20 protein-coding genes are annotated in these 19,985 nt (G+C 47.2%); 5 read left to right on the plus strand and 15 right to left on the minus strand.

All coding sequences use genetic code 11. The annotated features are described in order from the left end of the window. Positions 1-139 precede the first annotated feature (139 nt). Positions 140-490: a GIY-YIG nuclease family protein gene (locus tag BLS44_RS19835; protein WP_090391982.1), complete on the plus strand. Its 351-nt coding sequence runs from the start codon at positions 140-142 to the stop codon at positions 488-490. Positions 491-498: 8 nt separating this feature from the next. Here the strand turns inward: BLS44_RS19835 and BLS44_RS19840 are convergent, their stop codons facing one another. From BLS44_RS19840 to BLS44_RS26840, 4 genes are all read right to left on the minus strand, one after another. Further along, on the minus strand, positions 499-1,152 hold the full coding sequence (locus BLS44_RS19840; protein WP_090391983.1) for a class I SAM-dependent methyltransferase: 654 nt from the start codon (positions 1,150-1,152) through the stop codon (positions 499-501). Between the two features lie 459 nt (positions 1,153-1,611). Beyond that, positions 1,612-2,118 carry a transposase gene (locus BLS44_RS19850; protein WP_090391985.1) on the minus strand — a complete coding sequence of 169 codons (507 nt, stop codon included), beginning with the start codon at positions 2,116-2,118 and terminating at the stop codon, positions 1,612-1,614. 14 nt (positions 2,119-2,132) lie between these two features. Next, the gene (locus tag BLS44_RS19855; protein ID WP_090391986.1) at positions 2,133-2,594 is read right to left on the minus strand and encodes a MarR family winged helix-turn-helix transcriptional regulator; all 462 of its coding nucleotides are present in this window, start codon (positions 2,592-2,594) and stop codon (positions 2,133-2,135) included. A gap of 113 nt (positions 2,595-2,707) precedes the next feature. Continuing rightward, the gene (locus BLS44_RS26840; protein WP_218127792.1) at positions 2,708-3,571 is read right to left on the minus strand and encodes an SRPBCC family protein; all 864 of its coding nucleotides are present in this window, start codon (positions 3,569-3,571) and stop codon (positions 2,708-2,710) included. A gap of 147 nt (positions 3,572-3,718) precedes the next feature. On the opposite strand from BLS44_RS26840, the gene BLS44_RS19865 reads away from it, so the two are divergent. Beyond that, a complete protein-coding gene (locus BLS44_RS19865; protein ID WP_090391987.1) occupies positions 3,719-4,297 on the plus strand; it encodes an ORF6N domain-containing protein in 579 nt (192 codons plus the stop codon). Positions 4,298-4,345: 48 nt separating this feature from the next. Here the strand turns inward: BLS44_RS19865 and hemL are convergent, their stop codons facing one another. From hemL to BLS44_RS19880, 3 genes are all read right to left on the minus strand, one after another. Next, positions 4,346-5,635, minus strand: a complete 1,290-nt coding sequence (gene hemL / locus BLS44_RS19870; RefSeq protein ID WP_090391988.1) for a glutamate-1-semialdehyde 2,1-aminomutase — start codon at positions 5,633-5,635, stop codon at positions 4,346-4,348. Positions 5,636-5,782: 147 nt separating this feature from the next. Next, entirely contained in the window at positions 5,783-6,619 is an 837-nt protein-coding gene (locus tag BLS44_RS19875; RefSeq protein ID WP_090391989.1) for an undecaprenyl-diphosphate phosphatase, read from the minus strand. A 67-nt stretch (positions 6,620-6,686) separates the two neighbouring features. Next, complete coding sequence (locus BLS44_RS19880) at positions 6,687-6,938, minus strand: DUF3098 domain-containing protein (protein WP_090391990.1); 252 nt, start codon at positions 6,936-6,938, stop codon at positions 6,687-6,689. Positions 6,939-7,208: 270 nt separating this feature from the next. Between BLS44_RS19880 and leuS the strand changes: the two genes are divergently transcribed. Beyond that, entirely contained in the window at positions 7,209-9,989 is a 2,781-nt protein-coding gene (gene leuS / locus BLS44_RS19885; protein WP_090391991.1) for a leucine--tRNA ligase, read from the plus strand. An 87-nt stretch (positions 9,990-10,076) separates the two neighbouring features. On the opposite strand, the gene BLS44_RS19890 is transcribed toward leuS, so the two are convergent. Beyond that, positions 10,077-10,466, minus strand: a complete 390-nt coding sequence (locus tag BLS44_RS19890; protein WP_090391992.1) for a DUF4488 domain-containing protein — start codon at positions 10,464-10,466, stop codon at positions 10,077-10,079. Between the two features lie 203 nt (positions 10,467-10,669). Between BLS44_RS19890 and BLS44_RS19895 the strand changes: the two genes are divergently transcribed. Both BLS44_RS19895 and BLS44_RS19900 read left to right on the plus strand, forming a co-directional pair. Continuing rightward, positions 10,670-11,956, plus strand: a complete 1,287-nt coding sequence (locus BLS44_RS19895; protein WP_090391993.1) for an OmpA family protein — start codon at positions 10,670-10,672, stop codon at positions 11,954-11,956. Between the two features lie 88 nt (positions 11,957-12,044). Next, positions 12,045-13,283 (plus strand): M16 family metallopeptidase, encoded by a 1,239-nt coding sequence (locus BLS44_RS19900; RefSeq protein WP_090391994.1) that lies wholly within the window; start codon positions 12,045-12,047, stop codon positions 13,281-13,283. On the opposite strand, the gene BLS44_RS19905 is transcribed toward BLS44_RS19900, so the two are convergent. The 7 genes from BLS44_RS19905 to BLS44_RS19935 form a co-directional block, all read right to left on the minus strand. Beyond that, complete coding sequence (locus tag BLS44_RS19905; RefSeq protein ID WP_090391995.1) at positions 13,280-14,197, minus strand: hypothetical protein; 918 nt, start codon at positions 14,195-14,197, stop codon at positions 13,280-13,282. The two genes, BLS44_RS19900 and BLS44_RS19905, sit on opposite strands and share 4 nt — an antisense overlap. 113 nt (positions 14,198-14,310) lie before the next feature. Continuing rightward, positions 14,311-14,976 carry a LytR/AlgR family response regulator transcription factor gene (locus tag BLS44_RS19910; RefSeq protein ID WP_090391996.1) on the minus strand — a complete coding sequence of 222 codons (666 nt, stop codon included), beginning with the start codon at positions 14,974-14,976 and terminating at the stop codon, positions 14,311-14,313. 16 nt (positions 14,977-14,992) lie between these two features. Then, on the minus strand, positions 14,993-15,415 hold the full coding sequence (locus BLS44_RS19915) for a type II toxin-antitoxin system VapC family toxin (RefSeq protein WP_090391997.1): 423 nt from the start codon (positions 15,413-15,415) through the stop codon (positions 14,993-14,995). Beyond that, positions 15,405-15,656 (minus strand): DUF6364 family protein, encoded by a 252-nt coding sequence (locus BLS44_RS19920; RefSeq protein WP_090391998.1) that lies wholly within the window; start codon positions 15,654-15,656, stop codon positions 15,405-15,407. Before BLS44_RS19920 ends, BLS44_RS19915 begins: the two co-directional genes overlap by 11 nt. A 35-nt stretch (positions 15,657-15,691) precedes the next feature. Beyond that, a complete protein-coding gene (locus BLS44_RS19925; RefSeq protein WP_143019862.1) occupies positions 15,692-16,714 on the minus strand; it encodes a TlpA family protein disulfide reductase in 1,023 nt (340 codons plus the stop codon). 298 nt (positions 16,715-17,012) lie between these two features. Next, a complete protein-coding gene (locus BLS44_RS19930; RefSeq protein ID WP_090392000.1) occupies positions 17,013-18,506 on the minus strand; it encodes a TlpA family protein disulfide reductase in 1,494 nt (497 codons plus the stop codon). A 2-nt stretch (positions 18,507-18,508) separates the two neighbouring features. Next, entirely contained in the window at positions 18,509-19,984 is a 1,476-nt protein-coding gene (locus tag BLS44_RS19935) for a sensor histidine kinase (protein WP_090392001.1), read from the minus strand. Position 19,985 lies beyond the last annotated feature (1 nt).

Genomic DNA, 19,985 nt, shown 5'->3' on the forward strand with positions numbered 1-19,985 from the left:
TGCTGAGCTTGACGTGCTGAGCTTGACGTGCTGAGCTTGACGTGCTGAGCTTGACGTGCTGAGCTTGACGTGCTGAGCTTGACGTGCTGAGCTTGGCGAAGCACGAACACCATTAACATAAACCATAACTTCAAATACCATGAAACGCTACTATGTCTACATCCTGAAATGCTCTGACAATTCTTATTACACTGGCATTACCAGCAACCTGGAGCAAAGGCTGCGTCAACATGAAAGCGGATACTACGAAGGCAGCTACACCTCCTCAAGAAGACCGGTAACCTTGGTTTATTATGAATGCTTTCATAATGTAAGAAGTGCCATTGCTTTTGAAAAACAGATCAAAGGCTGGTCGCGGAAAAAGAAGGAGGCCCTGATGCGGTCCGACTGGGATACCCTGAAGCTATTATCAAGGAACTATACCCAATACGGGGATCCTTCGTCAGATCACCCTTCGTCAGGCTCAGGGGGACGTGAAAGGCCAGTATGATGCACTTTTCATAGCGAGCTTGACGTACCGAGCTTGTCGTGCTGAGCCTGTCGAAGCACAAAAACACTCACCTCCGTGTCCACATCATTAAGCGTTACAGTACTGTTCCACTGTTGCCTGGCGCAGGGCAGCAATGTAATAATGAACGGTTTCGCCACCAGCCGCTGGGGGGTGCTGATGATAACGGTAACCTTATGCTGCAGGAAATGGTCAATTACTTTCTTGAGTTCAGCAAATACCTCCGGCTCATAGTTTACATCGCTGAGCAACACCACATCCGGCCATGGTTGTGCAATGGCATCTTTCCAGTCCAGGGTTGTGGCGGTTACATTGTTTAGTTGTAGCTGCGCCGCCGATCTTTTTACATAAGCTGATGCAAGAACCTCTTTATCGCTGATGGTTACCTCTTTGGCAACGGATGCGGCATATAAACCCGGCAGGCCCAGACCGGCCGCCAGCTCCAGCACCCGCTGATCCGCAATATATTCCTGGTGTTGCTGTAAAAACATACTCAACCCTATCGCAGCAGGCCATACCTGTGCCCAGTATGCGGCGTTTTTATTGTCCTTATACGCCTGCTGCACAAACTCCGGTGGAGGCATACAAATTTCCAGGTGGTGATCGCCTATTGCAAAGGATTTCGATATAAAAGGGGGTTGCATATGCAGGCAAAGAAAAGGATTTATTCAGAACATCCGTAACGCAAAAAGCCGCTGCAATACGGTAGACCTCGCTACGCCTCCGCTTTTGGCGGAGGTGACCAAAGAGCGTATCCGTACCCGGCCGGTAATTTTGCGGTTATGTACATCGCTTTTCTTCCGTTATCCCGGGCGGAGTGTAACGAAGCCGGAGGATCACTTTGGTTTGCTTCCGGAATTCCCCGCTTTCCGCTTGTGGCGAGATCGGTCAGTATGACGAAAATATATGCTCTTATTATAACCATAACCCGGCTGCAATGCGCATATTCCTTGTTCCGTCATGCCGGCCATAGCGAAGGCATTTATTCATTGTTGGAGCAGATCGCCCCGCGCGTCCTGCGGACAACAATACCCGTATTGAGGTGCTGAAGTGAGTGACACAACGAAGCCGCCAAAAGCGCTGAAGCCGGGCCATAAAACAGCTTACCCGTTCTTTACCCCTGCCAGCTTTACCAGCAAGGGGATCAACCCAACTGACACGGCTATAAAAACACCCACACGGATATAGTTTAAAGTGCGCCATTGCCTTGCCCGGCTCAGCAGGTCGGCGCTAAAGGATTTGCCGTTGGCGATGGCCTGGAACTCGATGATATTGGGAGCAAAATATGCAAGGGTCCATACCCGCAATGCAATATGTACGGCAAACAGCACCAGGAGCCCGTTCCTTACCGGATCGATTTTCCAGCAGAACACCATGGCCAGGATGAAGGTTATTTCATGTATGGAATGGGCAATGATCCAGAAGGTTTTAAGGTCGGCCCCATATGGCGCCTTAAAGTACTGGAGGGATTGCGGCGGGGCGGCCGTCCATTTGGGAACCAGCACCGCTGTTTCAAAAAGCTGCGCCCCGTTCAGTAAAAAATAAGCCAGGATGGTTACCAATAACCAGCCTTCCGCCCTTGACAGGTATTCTATATTAACGTTTGCCATGATGTACTGTTTTTTTATTTAGCATTGTTGTTGAGTTCGTTGGTAAAGGCCTTCATGATCCCGACGGATGCGCGGAGATAACCGGCAATCAGCTGCACATCCTTCTTGCTGTAGGTGGAGATCAGTTTTTCAACCTCCGTTTTCAACCGCTGGTTAGAGCGCTCAAACAGTTTTTTTGCTTTGGCTTTATTGGCAACGATCAACACTTTCCTGCGATCTGTTTTGTCAAACTCCCGGCTTACCAGCTGCTGCGCTTCCAGCCGGTCGATCATGGCGGTTACCGCGCCGGTGGTTAGTCCGGTATGGTTAGACAGCTCCCCTGCGGTAAGCGGCCCCTGCCGGAGGATCAGACTAAGGTACTTATGATCCACGCCTGTTAAACCCGCGCTGCGGGCGATGGCCTCGTGCATAAGGATGGTTGCATCGGAGAGCTCCCTTCCCAGTTCGCTAAAATCTTCTGTTGCTGATGGCTGCATATATCTTTACAATTAATTATCTTGATGATAAAGATAATTAAAACTTCCGGAACTTTTCTGACATTGCCGGTCCCGCCCGGCGACCATTGAAAAAAAACCGGTAAATAGCTTCGCTATGGCTTGTGAGCACCCCCATAGCAGTCCGTTTCCGCCTGCGTCAAAGTTCGCCCTCTACGATCAAACAGTAATGCGAGATTTGTTTTAAAAGGGGGCTGCGCTACCTCCCACTCCCAGCCTTCGGACAACGATGGGAATTGCTCCGACAGTTTCTGCAGGAACCGGTCCCAGCCGGAACAGGACTCACTGATAAAAACACGCATCCCGTTCCTCGTAAACAGATCCAGGCAAACCTCATCCGTTGTCAACAGGTCTTGCTTGTAAGCAAAGATCGTTTCCACATCCGCCCATGCATAACAGGCACGCAGCAATGCTTCCTCCTGTATGAACCCATCATGTGTATAAGAAAAAGCACCGGCCCGTTCCAGTATGTATGGGTTACGCTCTGCCGCTACCAGGCAGGCGCCCATCCCGGATTCTGCAATATCTTTTATTACCCGGTTGCGCTTTGTCAAAAACCGGGTAAGATAACGCCTCATAATGATCGCATCCGTCAGCCGTCCCAGCACGCCCAGTGGCGATTGAAACTCAAACACATCCTTTATTAAAGTTCCGGCTTCTACCGCACTGAAATAGTGATCATGCTTCATAAACCTAAAGGCCCCACGCTGTTGCTCATCCCTGAAATGAACGGGCCGCTGATACGCCGTAATTTTTGAGGTCAGCTTCTGGCGTACACCAAAATGCCGGGCCTGCCAGGTTACCGTTTCCCCGGCCTCAATAAGTCCGCTGGTTTTCCCCGCAATAGCGCGCTCCCCGGTTTGGACAGTTGAAAAACGGTGCAGGTCAATGCTCCGGGACAGATCGAAGCAGGTTTCCGGATCGGCACTGACTAATGTTTCCAGTTTAATAACAGGCATACCCTTTGGGAAATTGGATTTAAATGTTGATAAAACAAAGATACAGTGGCAGAACTGTAAGGATATAAACCTGGCTGCAGGAAGTCCAGGCCCAACAAACATCTTAAAAATAATTCATATACCTTTATGCCATAAAATAGTCAACCTATGCAAATCATCCGCAGTATCCAAAACCGTATTTACGAGATCCGTGGCGAACGCGTGATCCTCGATTTTGATCTTGCTGTCCTTTATGAAGTGGAAACAAGAACATTGAACCAGACCGTAAAAAGAAACAGTAAACGGTTTCCGGCTGATTTTATGTTTCAATTGACCCGACAGGAATTTGCTGTACTAAGGCAGGAAATCGACAAATTATATGACGATGAATATCAGCAAGTTACAGATATGTCATCACAATTTGTGATGACATATCCCGGGAAACGTCCTAAAACCGCACAGCCTTATGCATTTACAGAGCAGGGAGTGGCCATGCTAAGCGGCCTACTGAACAGTGACAAAGCCATTCAAATGAACATCGCCATTATGAGGGCATTTGTGGAGATCAGGAGGATCATGCTGCAGCAGAGCGACCTGGCGGAACAGCTGACGCAGATCCAGGAGCGCATTACCGGCCACGATGCGCAGCTTTCTGCTATTTATGATGCTATTGAAAATTTACTGGACGAAAAAGCCGCCCAGAAAAAATGGGATAATCGCCAACGGATCGGGTTTAACACGAAGTAAAATAATGTGTTATTTTTCGAGACTTCAGGTCTCGAAGATCAGGCTCTCTTAAAGCTCATCCAGGCTCTCTTTTACGGCCTGTATGGTTTGATCAAGATCTTCCTTCGTTAGTGCGTTATTCAAAAACCAGCTTTCAAAAGCAGAAGGCGGCAGGTAAATACCCCGTTTCAGCAACGCATGAAAAAACCGGTTAAACCGTGCATTATCTGCTGCTGCTGCTGTTGCAAAATTTACCACCGGCTGACCGGAAAAATGAACACTGAGCATGCTGCCCAACTGGTTGATCACATAGGGCTGTCCCCAGGCTTGCAGTACTCTATCCAGTCCGTTCTTCAGGTAGGTCGTTTTTTCATCCAATTCCGCCAGTAACTCCGGGTGTTCCTTTAGCACTTTAAGTAAGGTTAGACCAGCCGTCATCGCCACCGGGTTACCGCTCAGTGTTCCGGCCTGGTAAACGCCACCCAGGGGGGCCACCATTTCCATAATGTGTTGTTTGCCTCCAAAAGCACCAACCGGCATGCCAGCTCCGATCACTTTGCCATATGTTACCAGGTCCGCATCAATGCCCAAACGTTCCTGTGCACCGCCCAAAGCCAGGCGAAACCCGTTCATAACCTCATCAAAGATCAGGATCATCTGTTCTTCATCACAAATACGGCGCAGTCCTTCCAGGAAACCTGGTTCCGGAATGATACAACCCATATTGCCGGCTACTGGCTCCACAATAATGGCTGCAATTTCACCTCTGTGGCTGGCAACCAGTTGTTCAACGGCTGCCAGGTCATTATACGCGCAGGTAAGCGTGTCATTAGCTGCACCGGCGGTAATACCGGGCACGGTTTGAATATTAAAAGTAGCCACCCCGCTGCCCGCCTTTACCAGGAAGGGATCGGCATGGCCGTGATAACAGCCTTCAAACTTTATGAATTTATTACGGCCGGTATAGCCCCGGGCTACCCGCAGTGCACTCATGCAGGCCTCGGTGCCACTGTTCACCATACGGATCAGATCTACATTGGGCACCATGGATTTGATCAGCTCCGCCATCTCAATTTCCAGCTCTGTAGGCGCTCCAAATGAGGTGGCTTTCTCTACCTGCTGTTGAACGGCCTTTATCACCGGCTCATAACCATGCCCCAGGATCATGGGGCCCCAGGAAGCAATATAATCGATATACCGTTGGCCCTGCACATCGTACAGGTACGCACCTGTTGCTTTCTCAAAAAACACAGGCGTGCCACCCACACTTTTAAAAGCCCGAACGGGTGAATTAACACCACCCGGAATACTCTTTTGTGCGCGTTCAAATAAGGATCTGCTGGATTCGTATGTATACATGATGTGAATTGTGAATAGTCAATAGTGAACGCGCAAAGCTACTTTGAATTGAGCAAACCCGTAAGTAATGGGCTTAAAAAGTACTGTATCGCTTTTCTGTTTTTTTGAAAACTACCAGCTTTTGGAGCGCGGAACCTGAAACTGCATTTAAGCAATCACCCCCTTATAAATCATTACCAGCAATACCGCCCCGGCAATGATCCGGTACCAGCCAAAGGCCTTAAACCCGTATTTTTTCAGGAAATCAATAAAAAATCTGATCGCCAGAATGGCTACTACAAAGGCCACTACATTACCCACAATAAAAGCAATGGTATTCTCTTTTGAAGCCAGGATCAGCTCATACCCTTTTTGGGTTACACCACCCTGGTTCCATTTTTTCAGGAACAATGAATAAAGAGTAGCCGCAGCCATGGTGGGCACAGCCAGGAAAAAGGAAAACTCAGCGGCAATATTGCGGGTCATTTTCTGTTGCATACCGCCAATAATAGAAGCCGCACTGCGGCTCACACCGGGGATCATGGCCACCACCTGCCATAAACCGGTAAGAAATGCCCTGGGATAAGAGATCTGGTCCACGGTTTTTACCGTTGGATGGTTAAACATTTTGTCAATAAACAATAACACAAACCCACCGATCAGCAGTGTGGTGGCCACCACTGTGGGGCTTTCCAGCAGCTCATCAATCTTATCAGCAAACAAATACCCCAGCACCAGTGCGGGAATAACCCCCACAATGAGTTTAAAATAGAACGACCAGTTAATGCCACCCGCCGCCTTTGCCGGAAAGAACCGGCGCCAGTAGAGCACCACCACTGCAAGGATGGCCCCCAGCTGGATAGCTACCTCAAACAGCTTCGTAAACTCCTCTTTTTCAATTCCCATAAAGGAACTGGTAATGATCATATGCCCGGTGGAAGAAATGGGGAGGTACTCGGTAATACCTTCAACGATCGCAATAATAATAGCCTGGATAATGCTCATAATCGGTCTTTAAAAAATAAGGCGACACAAAAGTAGCCGCCTTACCATTTCTTTTATTGAAACCTCTTTATTTTTTTTCAGAAGCTGATTTCTTGAAAATAGCATATACTTCTATAGCCAGGCCGATAAAAATAATGATCGGCGCAATAGTGATACGTGTGGTACTGTATACCGCATCTTTATTAAACACATTCGGGTCACTGCTTTTGCCACCCGACATTAAGAACATACCCAGGGCGATAACCAGCGCCCCGATCAGCATCCAGGTATAATTGGATTTTGAGAACATTGAAGATGCACCATTTGTTGAAGCGGCCATATGCTGACAATTTTAGGGTTGCAATATAATATATTATCAGCAATGCCCGGTTTGGAAGCAGTAAATCTGTCCTCATTTAATTAATTTTTATAGAAAACCGCGGGGCGGAAATTGGCGTCTTTGCCTTCAAAATACCAGCCGGACCGGTTTTTTTGAAAATACAATGCTTAAATTTGCCCCCCAAGCCAGGTTTCCTGATTTTTTTGTTGAAAATGAAGCATCAAATCCTTTTCACACGCTAAAGGAGGGGACCAGACCAATACAAGGATTATGGAGTATAACTTTAATGAAATAGAGAAAAAGTGGCAACACTTTTGGGCAGAAAACGGCACGTACACCGTTTCCAATAAGAGTAGCAAACCTAAATATTATGTCCTGGACATGTTTCCCTACCCCAGCGGGGCCGGGCTGCATGTGGGGCACCCCCTGGGCTATATCGCCAGCGACATTTATGCCCGTTATAAACGGCTGAAGGGATTTAACGTACTGCATCCGATGGGTTATGATGCGTTTGGCCTTCCGGCGGAACAATATGCGCTTGAGAATGGCATTCACCCGGCCGTTTCCACTGACAAAAATATCAGCACGTTCCGGAAACAGCTGGATAATATCGGCTTTGGTTTTGACTGGAGCCGGGAAGTGCGCACCAGCGATCCGCAGTATTATAAATGGACCCAGTGGATTTTTTTGCAGTTATTTGAAAGCTATTTCGACCGGCAGCAGCAAAAAGCAATGCCCATCCACAACCTGGTAGCTTTATTTGAGCAGCATGGTTCGGCAGCACCCGGCGTTAAGCCCCCTGCATTCAGCTTTACTGCAGATGAATGGAAATCTTATAGTGAAGCCCAAAAGTTGGACATCCTGATGGAATACCGCCTGGCTTATTGTGGTTATGGCGAAGTGAACTGGTGCGAAGCCCTGGGCACAGTACTGGCAAACGACGAAGTTGTGAACGGTGTAAGCGAACGTGGAAGTTACCCGGTGGTGAAAAAGAAGCTGCGCCAATGGTACCTGCGCATTACCGAATATGCGGACCGCCTGCTGGAGGGCCTGCAACGCGTGGATTTCAGCGAAGCCATGAAGGAAATGCAAAGCAACTGGATCGGCAAATCCAGCGGTGCTGAAATCAAATTCTCAATTCTCAATTCCCAATTCTCATTAACCGTATATACTACCCGCCCGGATACTATTTTTGGGGTGGACTTTATGGTGATTGCACCGGAGCTGGAACTGGTGGACCAGATCAAAACACCGGAGCAGGCTGCCGCTGTGGACGAATACATCGCCTATGTAAAAAGCCGGAGCGAGCGGGAACGGATGGCAGAGAAAAAGATCAGCGGTGTATTTACCGGTGCCTATGCCATAAACCCCTTCGATGGTCGCCAGATCCCCATCTGGATCAGTGAGTACGTGCTGGCCGGATATGGTACCGGGGCCATTATGGCCGTGCCCTGCGGTGATGAGCGCGATTTTAAATTTGCCAAACATTTTGATATCCCCATTACCAATATCATCGGCAGTCATTTTAACGGGGAAGAAGCCAATGCCACCAAGGATGCCGTGCTGGAAAACTCCGGTTTTTTAAATGGTGTACCCATGCGGGAAGCCATGGAAACGGTGATCAGAGCCATTGAAGAAAAGGGCATCGGGACCCGTAAGGTGAATTATAAGATGCGGGATGCAGCCTTCAGCCGCCAGCGTTACTGGGGTGAGCCGTTCCCTATTCAATGGAAAAAGGGTACTGCCTACCCGATGAACGCAGCCGCCTTACCGCTGGAACTGCCAACGGTAGACAGCTATAAACCCGGCCCGGAAGGCGAGGGGCCCCTGGCCAATATCCCGGAATGGGTGGCCCGCGAACTGGAAACCAATACCATGCCCGGTTACGCCGGATCCAGCTGGTATTTTCTCCGTTATATGGATCCCAAAAATGACCAGGAATTTGCCGGCCGTGCCGCTACCGATTACTGGAACCAGGTAGACCTTTACATTGGCGGTACCGAACACGCGGTAGGCCACCTGCTGTACAGCCGTATGTGGACCAAGGCCCTGCACGATCTGGGCTATATCGGTTTTGATGAACCGTTTAAACGGCTGGTGAACCAGGGTATGATCCAGGGAAGCAGCCGCTTTGTATACCGGATCAACGGCACCAATGAATTTGTGTCGCAGGGGTTGATTGACGCCGACGAAACCTATAACGGCCAGGTACTGGATAAAATTCATGTAGACGTAAACATTGTGGATGGTACCGTACTGAACCGGGAGGCTTTTGTAAAATGGCGCAACAATGAGTTTTCCGCTGCTACATTTATCCTGGAGGACGGTAAATATATATGTGGTGCAGAGGTAGAAAAAATGTCCAAGTCCAAGTTCAATACGGTAAACCCGGACGACCTGGTAAACAAATACGGAGCCGATACCTTCCGCATGTATGAAATGTTCCTGGGGCCTGTGGAAATGAGCAAGCCCTGGGATACCAAGGGCATTGAAGGCGTACATCGCTTCCTGAAAAAATTATGGCGCCTGTTTTATAAGGAAAATGCAGACGGTAGCTTTGCGACCATCTGGACAAATGATGCGCCCACCGCAGCCGAACTGAAAGTACTGCACAAGAGCATCAAAAAAATTGAAGACGATAACGAACGGTTCAGCTTTAATACCGGTGTGAGTGCCTTCATGATCCTGGTAAATGAGCTTACCGATCTGAAGTGCCATAAAAAACAGGTGCTGGAACCGGTGCTCACCATGCTCTCTTCCTATGCACCGCATATTGCGGAAGAGCTGTGGCACGCTTTGGGCAATAATTCCAGCGTACTGGACGCATCCTTCCCGGTATTTGAAGAAAAATATATCAAAGAATCGGATAAGGAGTATCCCATTTCTATTAATGGGAAAATGCGTACCACCATGACGATCTCCCTTGAAGCCTCCCAGCCGGACGTAGAGCAGCTGGTACTGAACAATGAGATCGTACAAAAATGGATGGACGGGAAGCCGCCCAAAAAGATCATTTTTGTAAAGAACAAAATGGTGAACGTGGTGGTATAAATAAAACGTTCTTTTTTAAAAGGGCTGTGTCAAAGGTATAATTCCCGGCACAGCCCTTTTTCTTTTCCGCATGATACCGGAACACTATCACTGCCCGGTGATCAGCTGCAGTTTTTTATAGTTCTCTGTAAAAGCTTCGCCGGAGATCTTATAGGAAAGCTGGAGCAGGCTGTCGCCGGCCAGTTTGAACTGAACCAGTTTCTGCGCACCGGCCTGTTCCGGGAAACCCGAGCGAACGGTCTTTTCAAGATAACTGTTTGCCGATTGTAATTCGTAAGTCCCTGCCATGGAAATGCCAAACCCGTCATTTCCCAGGCCTATATTGGTGGTGGTACCATCTGCATTGTACAGCTTCAGCAAACCGGTTGAAGCGCCATCCAGCTGCAGCTCCCAAATGCCCGTCAGCCGGTTTTCAGGCTTTGGCGCCAGTGCCATCAATAAGGCAGCTGCCGGGATCCAAAAAAAGTGTTTTCGCATTGCTGTTTATTTTATACCTGGAAGATACTTGTTTCTTTTTCACACTATACTTCAGACAGGAAAATAGCGGTTTTCCATATAATTATATTCCGGATGAAACCGGCGTTGTAGACGTATTTTCAAAAAATGGCATATTTTTAGATAGACTTGGGTAGCGCCCAGCCAAAATGCGCTGACTTTTAATCAAACTAAAAACGCAAACTATGTCAATCAACATTGTAGATCTTGTTAAGAACTATGTTCCCCAGGATCTGATTGCAAAGGCCGGATCCTCTTTGAACGAAAGCGAAGGAAACGTTTCCAACGCAGTGACCGGGATTATCCCTGCAGTTCTGGGTTTATTTGCCTCCAAAGCAACTTCCGGCGAGCAGGGTGCTGCAGAAGTGCTGGATACCGCCAAAGGCTTTTCCAACAGCGGTATCCTGGGCAATATAGGCTCACTGTTTGGCAATGCCGACCTTTTATCAAAGGGCACCAGCCTTTTTAAAGGGCTTTTGGGCGATAAAACCAATTCCGTCATCGACAGCATTGCTCATTTTGCCGGGATCAAGCCATCCTCCTCAGGATCTCTTATAAGCATGATCGTTCCGCTTGTATTGGGACTGCTTGGAAAACATGCTACCGATAACAACCTGAATGCCAGTGGATTTTCCAGTTTCCTGGGGTCTCAGAAAGATCATATCCTCGGTGCGCTTCCCTCAGGATTAGGGTCCCTGGGTGCGGCACTGGGGTTGAACTCCATCAGCGAAGAAGTTCAGCAAACCGTTTCCAATGTTCAGGAAACCGCTGCATCCACTTATAACTACGCAGACCAGGAAGTCCGCAAAGCAGGGGGAGGCGCCAAATGGCTGCTGCCGCTTTTGCTGCTGGCTGTTATAGCACTTGCATTATTGTATTTCCTCGGAAAAGGTTGCAACAATACGGCAACCCCCGGAGAGGGATCCGACACTACGGCCGTTGCACCTGCAGACACACTTACAACAACACCCCAGCCTACGGAAGCTCCTGCAGCAAAAACACTTACGGAAGTAACCCTGCCCGATGGCGTAAAACTGCAGGCGTACCCGGGCGGCATTGAGGACCAGCTGGTACAGTTTATCCAGTCCGACACCTACAAAACAGCAGCCGACAGCACATTGAAAGAAAAATGGTTCAATTTTGATGACCTGAACTTCGAGTTTGGCACCACAAAACTGACCGACTCCTCCAAACGTCAGCTGGATAATATTGCAGCGATATTAAAGGCATTTCCGGATGTAAAGATCAAGGTAGGTGGCTATACGGACAAAAAAGGCGATGACGCCGCAAACCTGAAGCTTTCTGATGGCCGGGCCAAAGCAGTACAGGCCGCGTTAAAAGCCGCCGGCGTGAGCGCCCAGGTTCCGGAAGCCGAAGGCTATGGCGAAAAACTGGCACAGGTAGATGAAAACGCCTCGGACGAAGCCAGGGCCGCAGACCGCAGGACCTCTGTAAGACTGTTGAAAAAATGATTATATGTAAACCCTGAATACGGCCGTCTCCTCCGGGAGGCGGCTTTTTCTTTGCCTCTGAAAACAGCATTCATCTTACATTTGCCAAATGATACAGTTTGATAAATTTACATTAGCGAATGGATTAAGAGTGATTGTGCACCAGGACAAGGCTACCCCTACTGTGGTCATGAATATTTTGTACGATGTAGGGGCAAGGGATGAAGTACCACACCAAACAGGCTTTGCGCACCTCTTTGAACACCTGATGTTTGGCGGTTCGGTAAACATTCCTGAATATGACGAACCCCTGCAGCTGGCCGGTGGGGAGAACAACGCCTATACGACCAACGACCTTACCAATTATTATATACAGATCCCCAAAGAAAACATAGAAACCGCTTTTTGGCTGGAAAGCGACCGTATGCTCTCCCTGGCATTTAGCGAAAAAAGCCTGGAAGTGCAGCGTAAAGTGGTATGCGAAGAGTTTAAGGAACACTATCTTGAGAAGCCCTATGGCGATGCCTGGTTCAAAATGCGCGAACTGGCATATAAACAGCACCCTTACCGGTGGATGACTATCGGAAAAGAATTATCGCATATTGAAAATGCCCAACTGGAGGATGTAAAGCGCTTCTTTTTTAAACATTATCGTCCCAGCAACGCCGTAATGGTAGTGGCCGGCAATATTACGACCGAAGCCGTAAAAGCCCTGTCTGAAAAATGGTTTGGCGATATCCCGGCCGGTGATCCCAAAAACAGGGAAGTTCCTGCTGAGCTCCCGCAAACGGAGGCAAGAAGAGAGACTGTTACGGCAGATGTTCCCCTGGATGCCTTTTATAAATGCTGGCATATTGGCGGCAGGCTGAGCCCCGAGTATTATGTGGCAGACCTGCTGACGGATATCCTGGGTGGCGGAGAATCTTCGCGCCTTTTTGAAAAGCTGGTAAAGGAGCTACAGCTGTTTGTAAACATCCAGTGCTATCATATGGGTAGTATTGACCCCGGCATTATCTGTATTGAAGGAAAGCTGGTAAAAGGTGTGGACATGAAGACAGCCGAGGCGGCGATCGAAAAGATCCTTCAGCATTTAAAAGAAGCGCCCATCATGGAAACAGAGTTGCAAAAGGTAAAGAATAAAACAGAAAGCATGATGGCTTTTGAAGATATGAGCCTGCTGAACCGTGCCAACAGCCTGGCCTTTTATGAGCTGCTGGGCGATGCCGGTATGATGAATACCGAACTGGACCGGTATAGCGCCGTTACCACGCAGGATATCCAGGCAACTGCGCAAAAGATCTTCCGGGAAGAAAACAGCAGCACCCTGTATTACCAGGCAAAACACTAAACGGCTTTTTTGCCAAATGTCAGTTTTGCCATCGCGTTTTTGTTGTACCGGGTAAGATAAATTTTAATGCGGCGTTCTATTTCGGCCGGAGGGAAGTTATTATTTTTCAGGCGGATCTCAATAGATACACCTTCAGCCACTCCGGGAACAGCAGCCGGGCTTACCACAAGATATTCCTCCTTATGCTGACCCGAATGCACGCCTTCCAGTAAATGATCATAGTCGATATAGATCTTACGAATGACATTCCATGGGAAAAAACCTTTTTTGGGCGTGCTGAATCCCATTGCCGAAAGTGTAAACTTCACTACGGGATTAAAATATTTAAAACACCCGTATAAAGCGACCGGAACAAATATAGCAATCGTAAACCAGGCAGCAGCATCCATAACGAAACGGCCCGCCTTTTCATAGCGGATATACGCAAAAAACGGAATGACCAGGATCCCAAAAGCAACAAGCCCCAGGTAATACTGTTTCGATCCCTGTACAATTGTTTCTTCCGGAACGGCAGCATCATCTTCCGTATCTACTACTACGCTTTTCTGGCGTACGCGTTCGATGAGGATCCTGTTGATCTTTGCCCGGTCCTTTGCCGCTATTACGGCCCATTTTCCCGGAACAACCCGGAGCTTTGACCCAAATCCTGAATCGGCCCTGCGGATCAACTCAAAAAGATCATCAACCCGCTCATATGCCCAAATACGCCATTTATTGTATAGATAAGAACCGACAATGAAAGGCAGGGTCCAGGTAAGGATAAAAACAGGGACCCCAATAAACAATGACAGGTCCTTTTGATCTGCCCAGTAAATAAAGCCCCCGGATCCGGTACAAAACAACAAAAGAGGCACGGGAATAACACGCGTCTTTACTTTGTTGAGTACATAGGAAACCGGGTAATACTTCACCATAGACAGCTATTGCTAATAATGATGCAAAATAAAGACATCTGTAAAAAATGCGCCGCTAAAAAACGGCCCGTTGCAGGTTATTTACCGCTTAGAGGAATTGATACGGAAATATCTTACCCTTCAAATGCATAACTATTGCCAATGGGGAACTCCAGCAGGTCAATAAACACCGACTGTTTATTAAATTTGGTCACCTTATCCCTGGCCACTATATAGCTGCGATGAACGCGTGTAAACTGGTCGGCCGGCAATAATTGCAGGATCTCGTTAATGGTAATGCGCGTCATGATCTTTTTATGGTGAAGGATCACATTCACATAGTTGCCGGCAGCCTCTATATAAAGGATCTCATCCAGCTGTACCCGCACCTGCTCATACCCATCCTTTAAAAAAATGAATTCCGGCTCCGCCCCCTTGCCATTCTTCAGGGAAAACAGCTCCTGCGCCCTGGTGCAGGCCTTTATAAACCGGGCAAGCGAAAACGGCTTTAGCAGGTAGTCCACTGCGTTCACTTCAAAACCTTCCACCGCATGCTCCGTATATGCCGTTGTAAAAATGATCAGGGGTGGACTGGCAAGGCTCTTTGACAATTCAATGCCGCTGATGTCCGGCATTTTAATATCCAGGAAGATCAGGTCGGTCTTATTCTTTTGCAGGTGATCAATGGCCTCAAAAGCATTGGTGAAGGTGGCTTCCAGCTTTATAAAGGGCACTTTGACGGCAAGGTTCCTGATCACCTCCAATGCTATGGGTTCGTCGTCTATTGCAATGGCATTCATGGTAAAATTTATTCTATTAGCTCTCTAACAGGTGAATAAACTCTTTTATTGTACAAACCGGAAGGCTACTGATGGCTGATTTTTTCAAGCCAGCATCTTCACTTACAAAAACATTCATGTCGTGATGCAGCGCTGTATAATATTGCAACGCATCCTCGATATCTCCAAACCTCGAATTTAGCGCCATCACTGCAATTTCATGTGGAGCATCAATAACTCTTATATCAACCAACAACTCCAGTAAAAGGGTCTTGGTTTTTTCACTCCCGTATGCTTTTGTAAGCCAGTAAGCAACTATATGCAGGATGGATGGCGTAATAAAAGCAGTAAATTTTCCGTTTACAACATATTCGAACAGCTTTTTTGCCAACTCAAAATTTGCCCGTTTAAGCGTAAAGTCCAGCAGGATATTGGCATCAAAAAAGACTTTAGAAACCATACTTTTCCTGTTGATCTTCGTAAAATGCGCTCTTCTCCATACTCTGCCTTATTATTGCCTCATTTGGCGTTAAACGATCCACCATATCCAGCAGGTTTTTCTTCCTTGCCGGTTTGCGGCGGACAATGGTTCTAAAATAATCTTCAATCAATTGAGATACACTCATCTGCTGCTTTACAGCAACGATCTTTACCGCTTCCAGAAGTTGTGCATCTATGGTCGTATTAAATCTCACTTTCATAACACAAATATACGCATATTTTAATTATATGCGCATCACTCATCTAACACCGATTCAATCTGTTTGTAAAGTGCTTCCCCATTACTGGGCCTGTAAGCCTGTGAGGTAACCAGCTTGCCATTCCTGTCAAATATTGCATAGGCAGGATATGCACGGGGAACATCCTTTGTGTTTAGCAAGCCGATCCAAAAAGGCTCAATTTCCTTATCGGTTTTGTAAATGTGATTACCCGTAACATTATGAAGCAATACAAATTCCTTCCACTTTTCAATGTTCCCCGGGTTTTCCATTGCTAAGTATAAAAACACCAATTGGGTCGCGTTCCTGAAATGATCTTTCAATGGCTTTGTATGCCGGGACATTTCTGCAACACAGGGAATACACCAGGTGCCCCAGATATCCAGGTAAACCACTTTTCCTTTGTAGGGTGCAATTAAAGAATCCAAAGACCTGATGCTGTCCGGATTTTTAATAAAGACGATATTTTTGTTACCTGTGCTTTTTGACAGGTCTGCCTCCAATGAACCAATTTCTCTTTTGCAGACATTCCGGAGCCGGCTACCCGGAAATTCTTTTATCAGCTGGTCAAAAATGACCTGCGACTTAACCAGCTCAAGATCACCGGTCCTGTCTAATGTTTGATTGGCCAGGTAACGCTCGTAAAGCTTTTCCGGGAGAATGGCCCTCGCATATATAATGCTTAAAAAAATCTCTCCATATTTTTCCGCCCTTTTTTTGATCGTATCAATGGGCAACCCTAATTTTTTCTCAATAAGAAGCTCCCCTTGCTCTCTTGCCTGTAGAAAAAGTTCAGTAAGTTCATTTTCAACATAATTTTCCAGGAACAGGTTCGCCGATGGGCTATAAGATAACAGATTTATTTCAGGCAGCGGCATTGCTTTAAGAACAGTATCTGCCAGCACCTTCCAGGCTTCGCCTCTTTGAGGCTTGCTTTTGATGCCATTTGAAAAAGCAGAAATTTTATTGGCGTAGTAATATTGAATATTCTTTTTTTTTCCTGGATACAAACCGGCAATGGAATCCCTCTCCTTCCACACTGCCGGAAGCATTCTATTAATAATGGAATCCTTACTCCACCTATGGAACCCCTTTTCAAATAGTGAATTGACCAGAAGCCGGGCATCTTTGAAAAGGACCGGGTCTTCATTTCTCTTTATGAGCTTTTGCACAGAAAGAGGCATCGCCTGCTGAGAAAAAATAGTTTTTGGAAAGCAAAACAAGAGCAATAAAAAAAAACCTTTCATAATAATAGACTTCAATTGCAGCAGGATCGTTAAATGTACAAAAAATCTTTAGCCGTTGGTATTAGGGCCGTGGTTTTAAAACCTGACAGGCTTATTGATTTAACACCGACTCAATCTGTTTGTAAAGTGCTTCCTTTTTACTGGGCCGCTCTGCCTTTGTTACTGCCAGCTTCCCCGTTTTATCAAAAATAAAATACTGCGGGTAATATTCACTTTTATCTTCTGCATTGGCCAGCAGTTCCTTCCACAAGGCATCCATTTGCTGCCGGGTCTTTCTTAGGTGGAGCCCGGTCAATGCATTTACTTTAATAAATGTTTTCCAGGCAGCATCCCGTTCGTTCTCATCCACATCCAGGTACACAAAGGCCACATCCTTATCTTTGAACTGCTGCTTCAACTGCGGGGTAAATTTCAACTCATGTTTACAGGGTGTGCACCAGGTGCCCCACACATCCAGGTATACCACTTTGCCTTTTAACGAATCAATGACCGCATAAATGGATGATACGGTATCATAGTTTGCCACGATCCGTATTGCGCTGTTGCGCTGGTTCTGCTCCAGCAGTAACTCCAGCTCCTTTACACTATTTTTTAACGAAGGATAATAGACGCTGGCCGGGTAGTTCTTTTTCAGGACTTCCAAAAGGGCTCCTGCATATTTCAGGTCTTTTTCGGTGGCCATCGTAAATACCTGCTGTGCCAGGTAAGCTTCTGCAACATCGGCACTATTGGTATTTTTTACAGCCAGCCAGTTAATATAGGACTTGCCTATTTTCCGGATCATAACGGTTCCGCTATCCAGGCTAATGTTATAATACCGCAATGGCTCAGTGGTCTTATTTCCTGAAGCCTTCATATGACCCATCGCCTCCGATTCCAGGTACCCGATATAGTCATTCACAAACCAATAATAAAACGGACCGGGATGGTCAATGCCAGACTTTGGAGAAACCGGCTGATAGAGCAACCTGAAGAAAACTCGCAGCTGATCCATCTTCATAATATCTCTTGCAAACTCGCTGGCCCGACAGTAAGCGGCAGAACGGGCTTCCTGTATAAACAACTTCTTTAATCGCGGCGAAAGCGGGGTCTTTTCAATAGCGGCTGTTTTTTCCCCTACATGCTGCATCCAGGGCCGGATATAGGTAGTATAGATCTCATCCGGGGCCTTATTTGTAAGGGAATCCCTGGGTGGCGGCGTTGTTAAAAAACCGGGATACTCCATCGGGTCGGTAGCAAACAACACTTTGTTCTCTTTAAACAGCGATCCGCCCGCAGGCTGTACGCGTCCACCTGCAATATTGTTACTGAGCTGCAATGATTGGCCCGGCCGGGCATAGAACAAAGCCGCCTGCTGATCGTAGGATACGCGTATCAGTTTTTCCTTATCCAGCGGAAACCGTATATCGAAACGACCATCTTCCTTTACGGGTACCACCAGTTCCCGGGCAAAAAAATTATATACAAAGGGCACCTGTATCTTTATTACCGGGTCTTTCAGTCCCTCAACCCGTCCGCTCAGCCGGAACTGTGCCTGCACCGGTATCACAAACAGCAGCAGCAACAGTACTTTAATCTCTTTCATTCTTATAAATTGATTGTCAGGTGTACAAAAAAATCTTTCGCTGTTTGGCGGATCACCAGCTCATGCCGTTCGGGGTATTCCAGCAACAGCCGCTCTTTTACATTCTGCAGACCGATGCCGCTTTTTAGCTTTTCCGGGTCGCCCTCTGCCTTCAGGTGAATGCTGTTCTGCACATCAAAGTACAGCAGGTTATTTTGGGTATGCAATCCAATAGTGATATAGGACGGCTCTTTCAGGCTGATGCCGTGTTTAAAAGCGTTCTCCACAAAAGGGATCAGTAGCATGGGGCTGATCTGGAGCGCAGAGACCGGCTCATCAATCTTTACCTTTATAACAATATCCGGCGAATTCACCGTACGTAGTTTTTGAAGATCGATATAATTATTAAGATAGGCCACTTCCCGCACCAGCAGGATCTTGTCCTGTATATTTTCATGCAGCATAAAACGCATCATATCCCCCAGCTTCTGGATACCTTCGCCGGTACGTTCGGCATTTTCCTGTAAGGCCGTTCCATACAGGGTGTTGAGCGCATTGAAAAGAAAATGCGGGTTGATCTGGGAGCGCAGAAAACCCAGGTTGGCTTCAGAGGATCCCAGCGCTGTTTTCAGTCCCAGCTTTTCCTTCTGGTTCTTGTAGATCCACCAGGATAACGGAATTACAACGACCCACGTCCATGCCAGCAATAAAAAATATACGCCTACAAAAGCACGGCTGCCATTAATGGTTGCCATACAAAATACCGTAGCAATAAAGTTGACCAGGAGTATAGTGGGGATGATGCGCGATAAATAATACCCGTTCCATGCCTTTTTTACCGGCAGGCCGGGGATCAGCACATAAATATGGATATACAATACCAGCAACGCATAGGGCAGTACCACCGACCATAGGATTATCGCAAAAGGCCCGGCATCATTGCTCGCCAGCATAATAAAGATGATAAGCCAGGCAAGAACGCTCAACCCGATAGAAACCAGGCGGGAGCTATTGATTTCCCGCAGTTTCTTTTTAAGCAGGGGACTGAAAGCCAGGGCCTTCAAACCAAAATACATCAGGTAAAACAAATAACAGAGGCCAGCCGCTGCAAAACCCGCTGAAAAAAAGGATACGGTAACGTCTCTCCGGGTTGGATAATAATCCACTCCGTACCTCCAGGCAAAAGTATAGGTAAAGCAGACCGAAAGCACCATGGCCAGCAGCAGGTAAGTACAGATCAGCAGGGTGATCTTAAAAAAGCCCTTCGTTTTTATTTCCACATACTGAGTAAGGAACAGGAATATCAGGTAACAGATCAGCACGATCACTATCCAGGGCTGCAGGTAGTTGGTGTAAAAACTATACGGGACATTGTTATCCTCAAACAACCGCTGCTGATGGGGAAAGGTCCGGTCCGTTGCAATCATGAATATAACAAAGCCCGCCACCAGGGTCGCTATCAGGATCTCCACTTTCTGGAATATACTTCTCGTTTTCATA

The organism is Niabella drilacis, from assembly GCF_900101395.1.
Lineage (GTDB): Bacteria > Bacteroidota > Bacteroidia > Chitinophagales > Chitinophagaceae > Niabella > Niabella drilacis.

Excerpts from the sequence above, each read along its gene's own strand:
- BLS44_RS19835 (WP_090391982.1), top strand. The coding sequence starts at position 140 with ATGAAACGCTACTATGTCTACATCCTGAAATGCTCTGACAATTCTTAT.
- BLS44_RS19840 (WP_090391983.1), bottom strand. The coding sequence starts at position 1,152 with ATGCAACCCCCTTTTATATCGAAATCCTTTGCAATAGGCGATCACCAC.
- BLS44_RS19850 (WP_090391985.1), bottom strand. The coding sequence starts at position 2,118 with ATGGCAAACGTTAATATAGAATACCTGTCAAGGGCGGAAGGCTGGTTA.
- BLS44_RS19855 (WP_090391986.1), bottom strand. The coding sequence starts at position 2,594 with ATGCAGCCATCAGCAACAGAAGATTTTAGCGAACTGGGAAGGGAGCTC.
- BLS44_RS26840 (WP_218127792.1), bottom strand. The coding sequence starts at position 3,571 with ATGCCTGTTATTAAACTGGAAACATTAGTCAGTGCCGATCCGGAAACC.
- BLS44_RS19865 (WP_090391987.1), top strand. The coding sequence starts at position 3,719 with ATGCAAATCATCCGCAGTATCCAAAACCGTATTTACGAGATCCGTGGC.
- hemL (WP_090391988.1), bottom strand. The coding sequence starts at position 5,635 with ATGTATACATACGAATCCAGCAGATCCTTATTTGAACGCGCACAAAAG.
- BLS44_RS19875 (WP_090391989.1), bottom strand. The coding sequence starts at position 6,619 with ATGAGCATTATCCAGGCTATTATTATTGCGATCGTTGAAGGTATTACC.
- BLS44_RS19880 (WP_090391990.1), bottom strand. The coding sequence starts at position 6,938 with ATGGCCGCTTCAACAAATGGTGCATCTTCAATGTTCTCAAAATCCAAT.
- leuS (WP_090391991.1), top strand. The coding sequence starts at position 7,209 with ATGGAGTATAACTTTAATGAAATAGAGAAAAAGTGGCAACACTTTTGG.
- BLS44_RS19890 (WP_090391992.1), bottom strand. The coding sequence starts at position 10,466 with ATGCGAAAACACTTTTTTTGGATCCCGGCAGCTGCCTTATTGATGGCA.
- BLS44_RS19895 (WP_090391993.1), top strand. The coding sequence starts at position 10,670 with ATGTCAATCAACATTGTAGATCTTGTTAAGAACTATGTTCCCCAGGAT.
- BLS44_RS19900 (WP_090391994.1), top strand. The coding sequence starts at position 12,045 with ATGATACAGTTTGATAAATTTACATTAGCGAATGGATTAAGAGTGATT.
- BLS44_RS19905 (WP_090391995.1), bottom strand. The coding sequence starts at position 14,197 with ATGGTGAAGTATTACCCGGTTTCCTATGTACTCAACAAAGTAAAGACG.
- BLS44_RS19910 (WP_090391996.1), bottom strand. The coding sequence starts at position 14,976 with ATGAATGCCATTGCAATAGACGACGAACCCATAGCATTGGAGGTGATC.
- BLS44_RS19915 (WP_090391997.1), bottom strand. The coding sequence starts at position 15,415 with ATGGTTTCTAAAGTCTTTTTTGATGCCAATATCCTGCTGGACTTTACG.
- BLS44_RS19920 (WP_090391998.1), bottom strand. The coding sequence starts at position 15,656 with ATGAAAGTGAGATTTAATACGACCATAGATGCACAACTTCTGGAAGCG.
- BLS44_RS19930 (WP_090392000.1), bottom strand. The coding sequence starts at position 18,506 with ATGAAAGAGATTAAAGTACTGTTGCTGCTGCTGTTTGTGATACCGGTG.
- BLS44_RS19935 (WP_090392001.1), bottom strand. The coding sequence starts at position 19,984 with ATGAAAACGAGAAGTATATTCCAGAAAGTGGAGATCCTGATAGCGACC.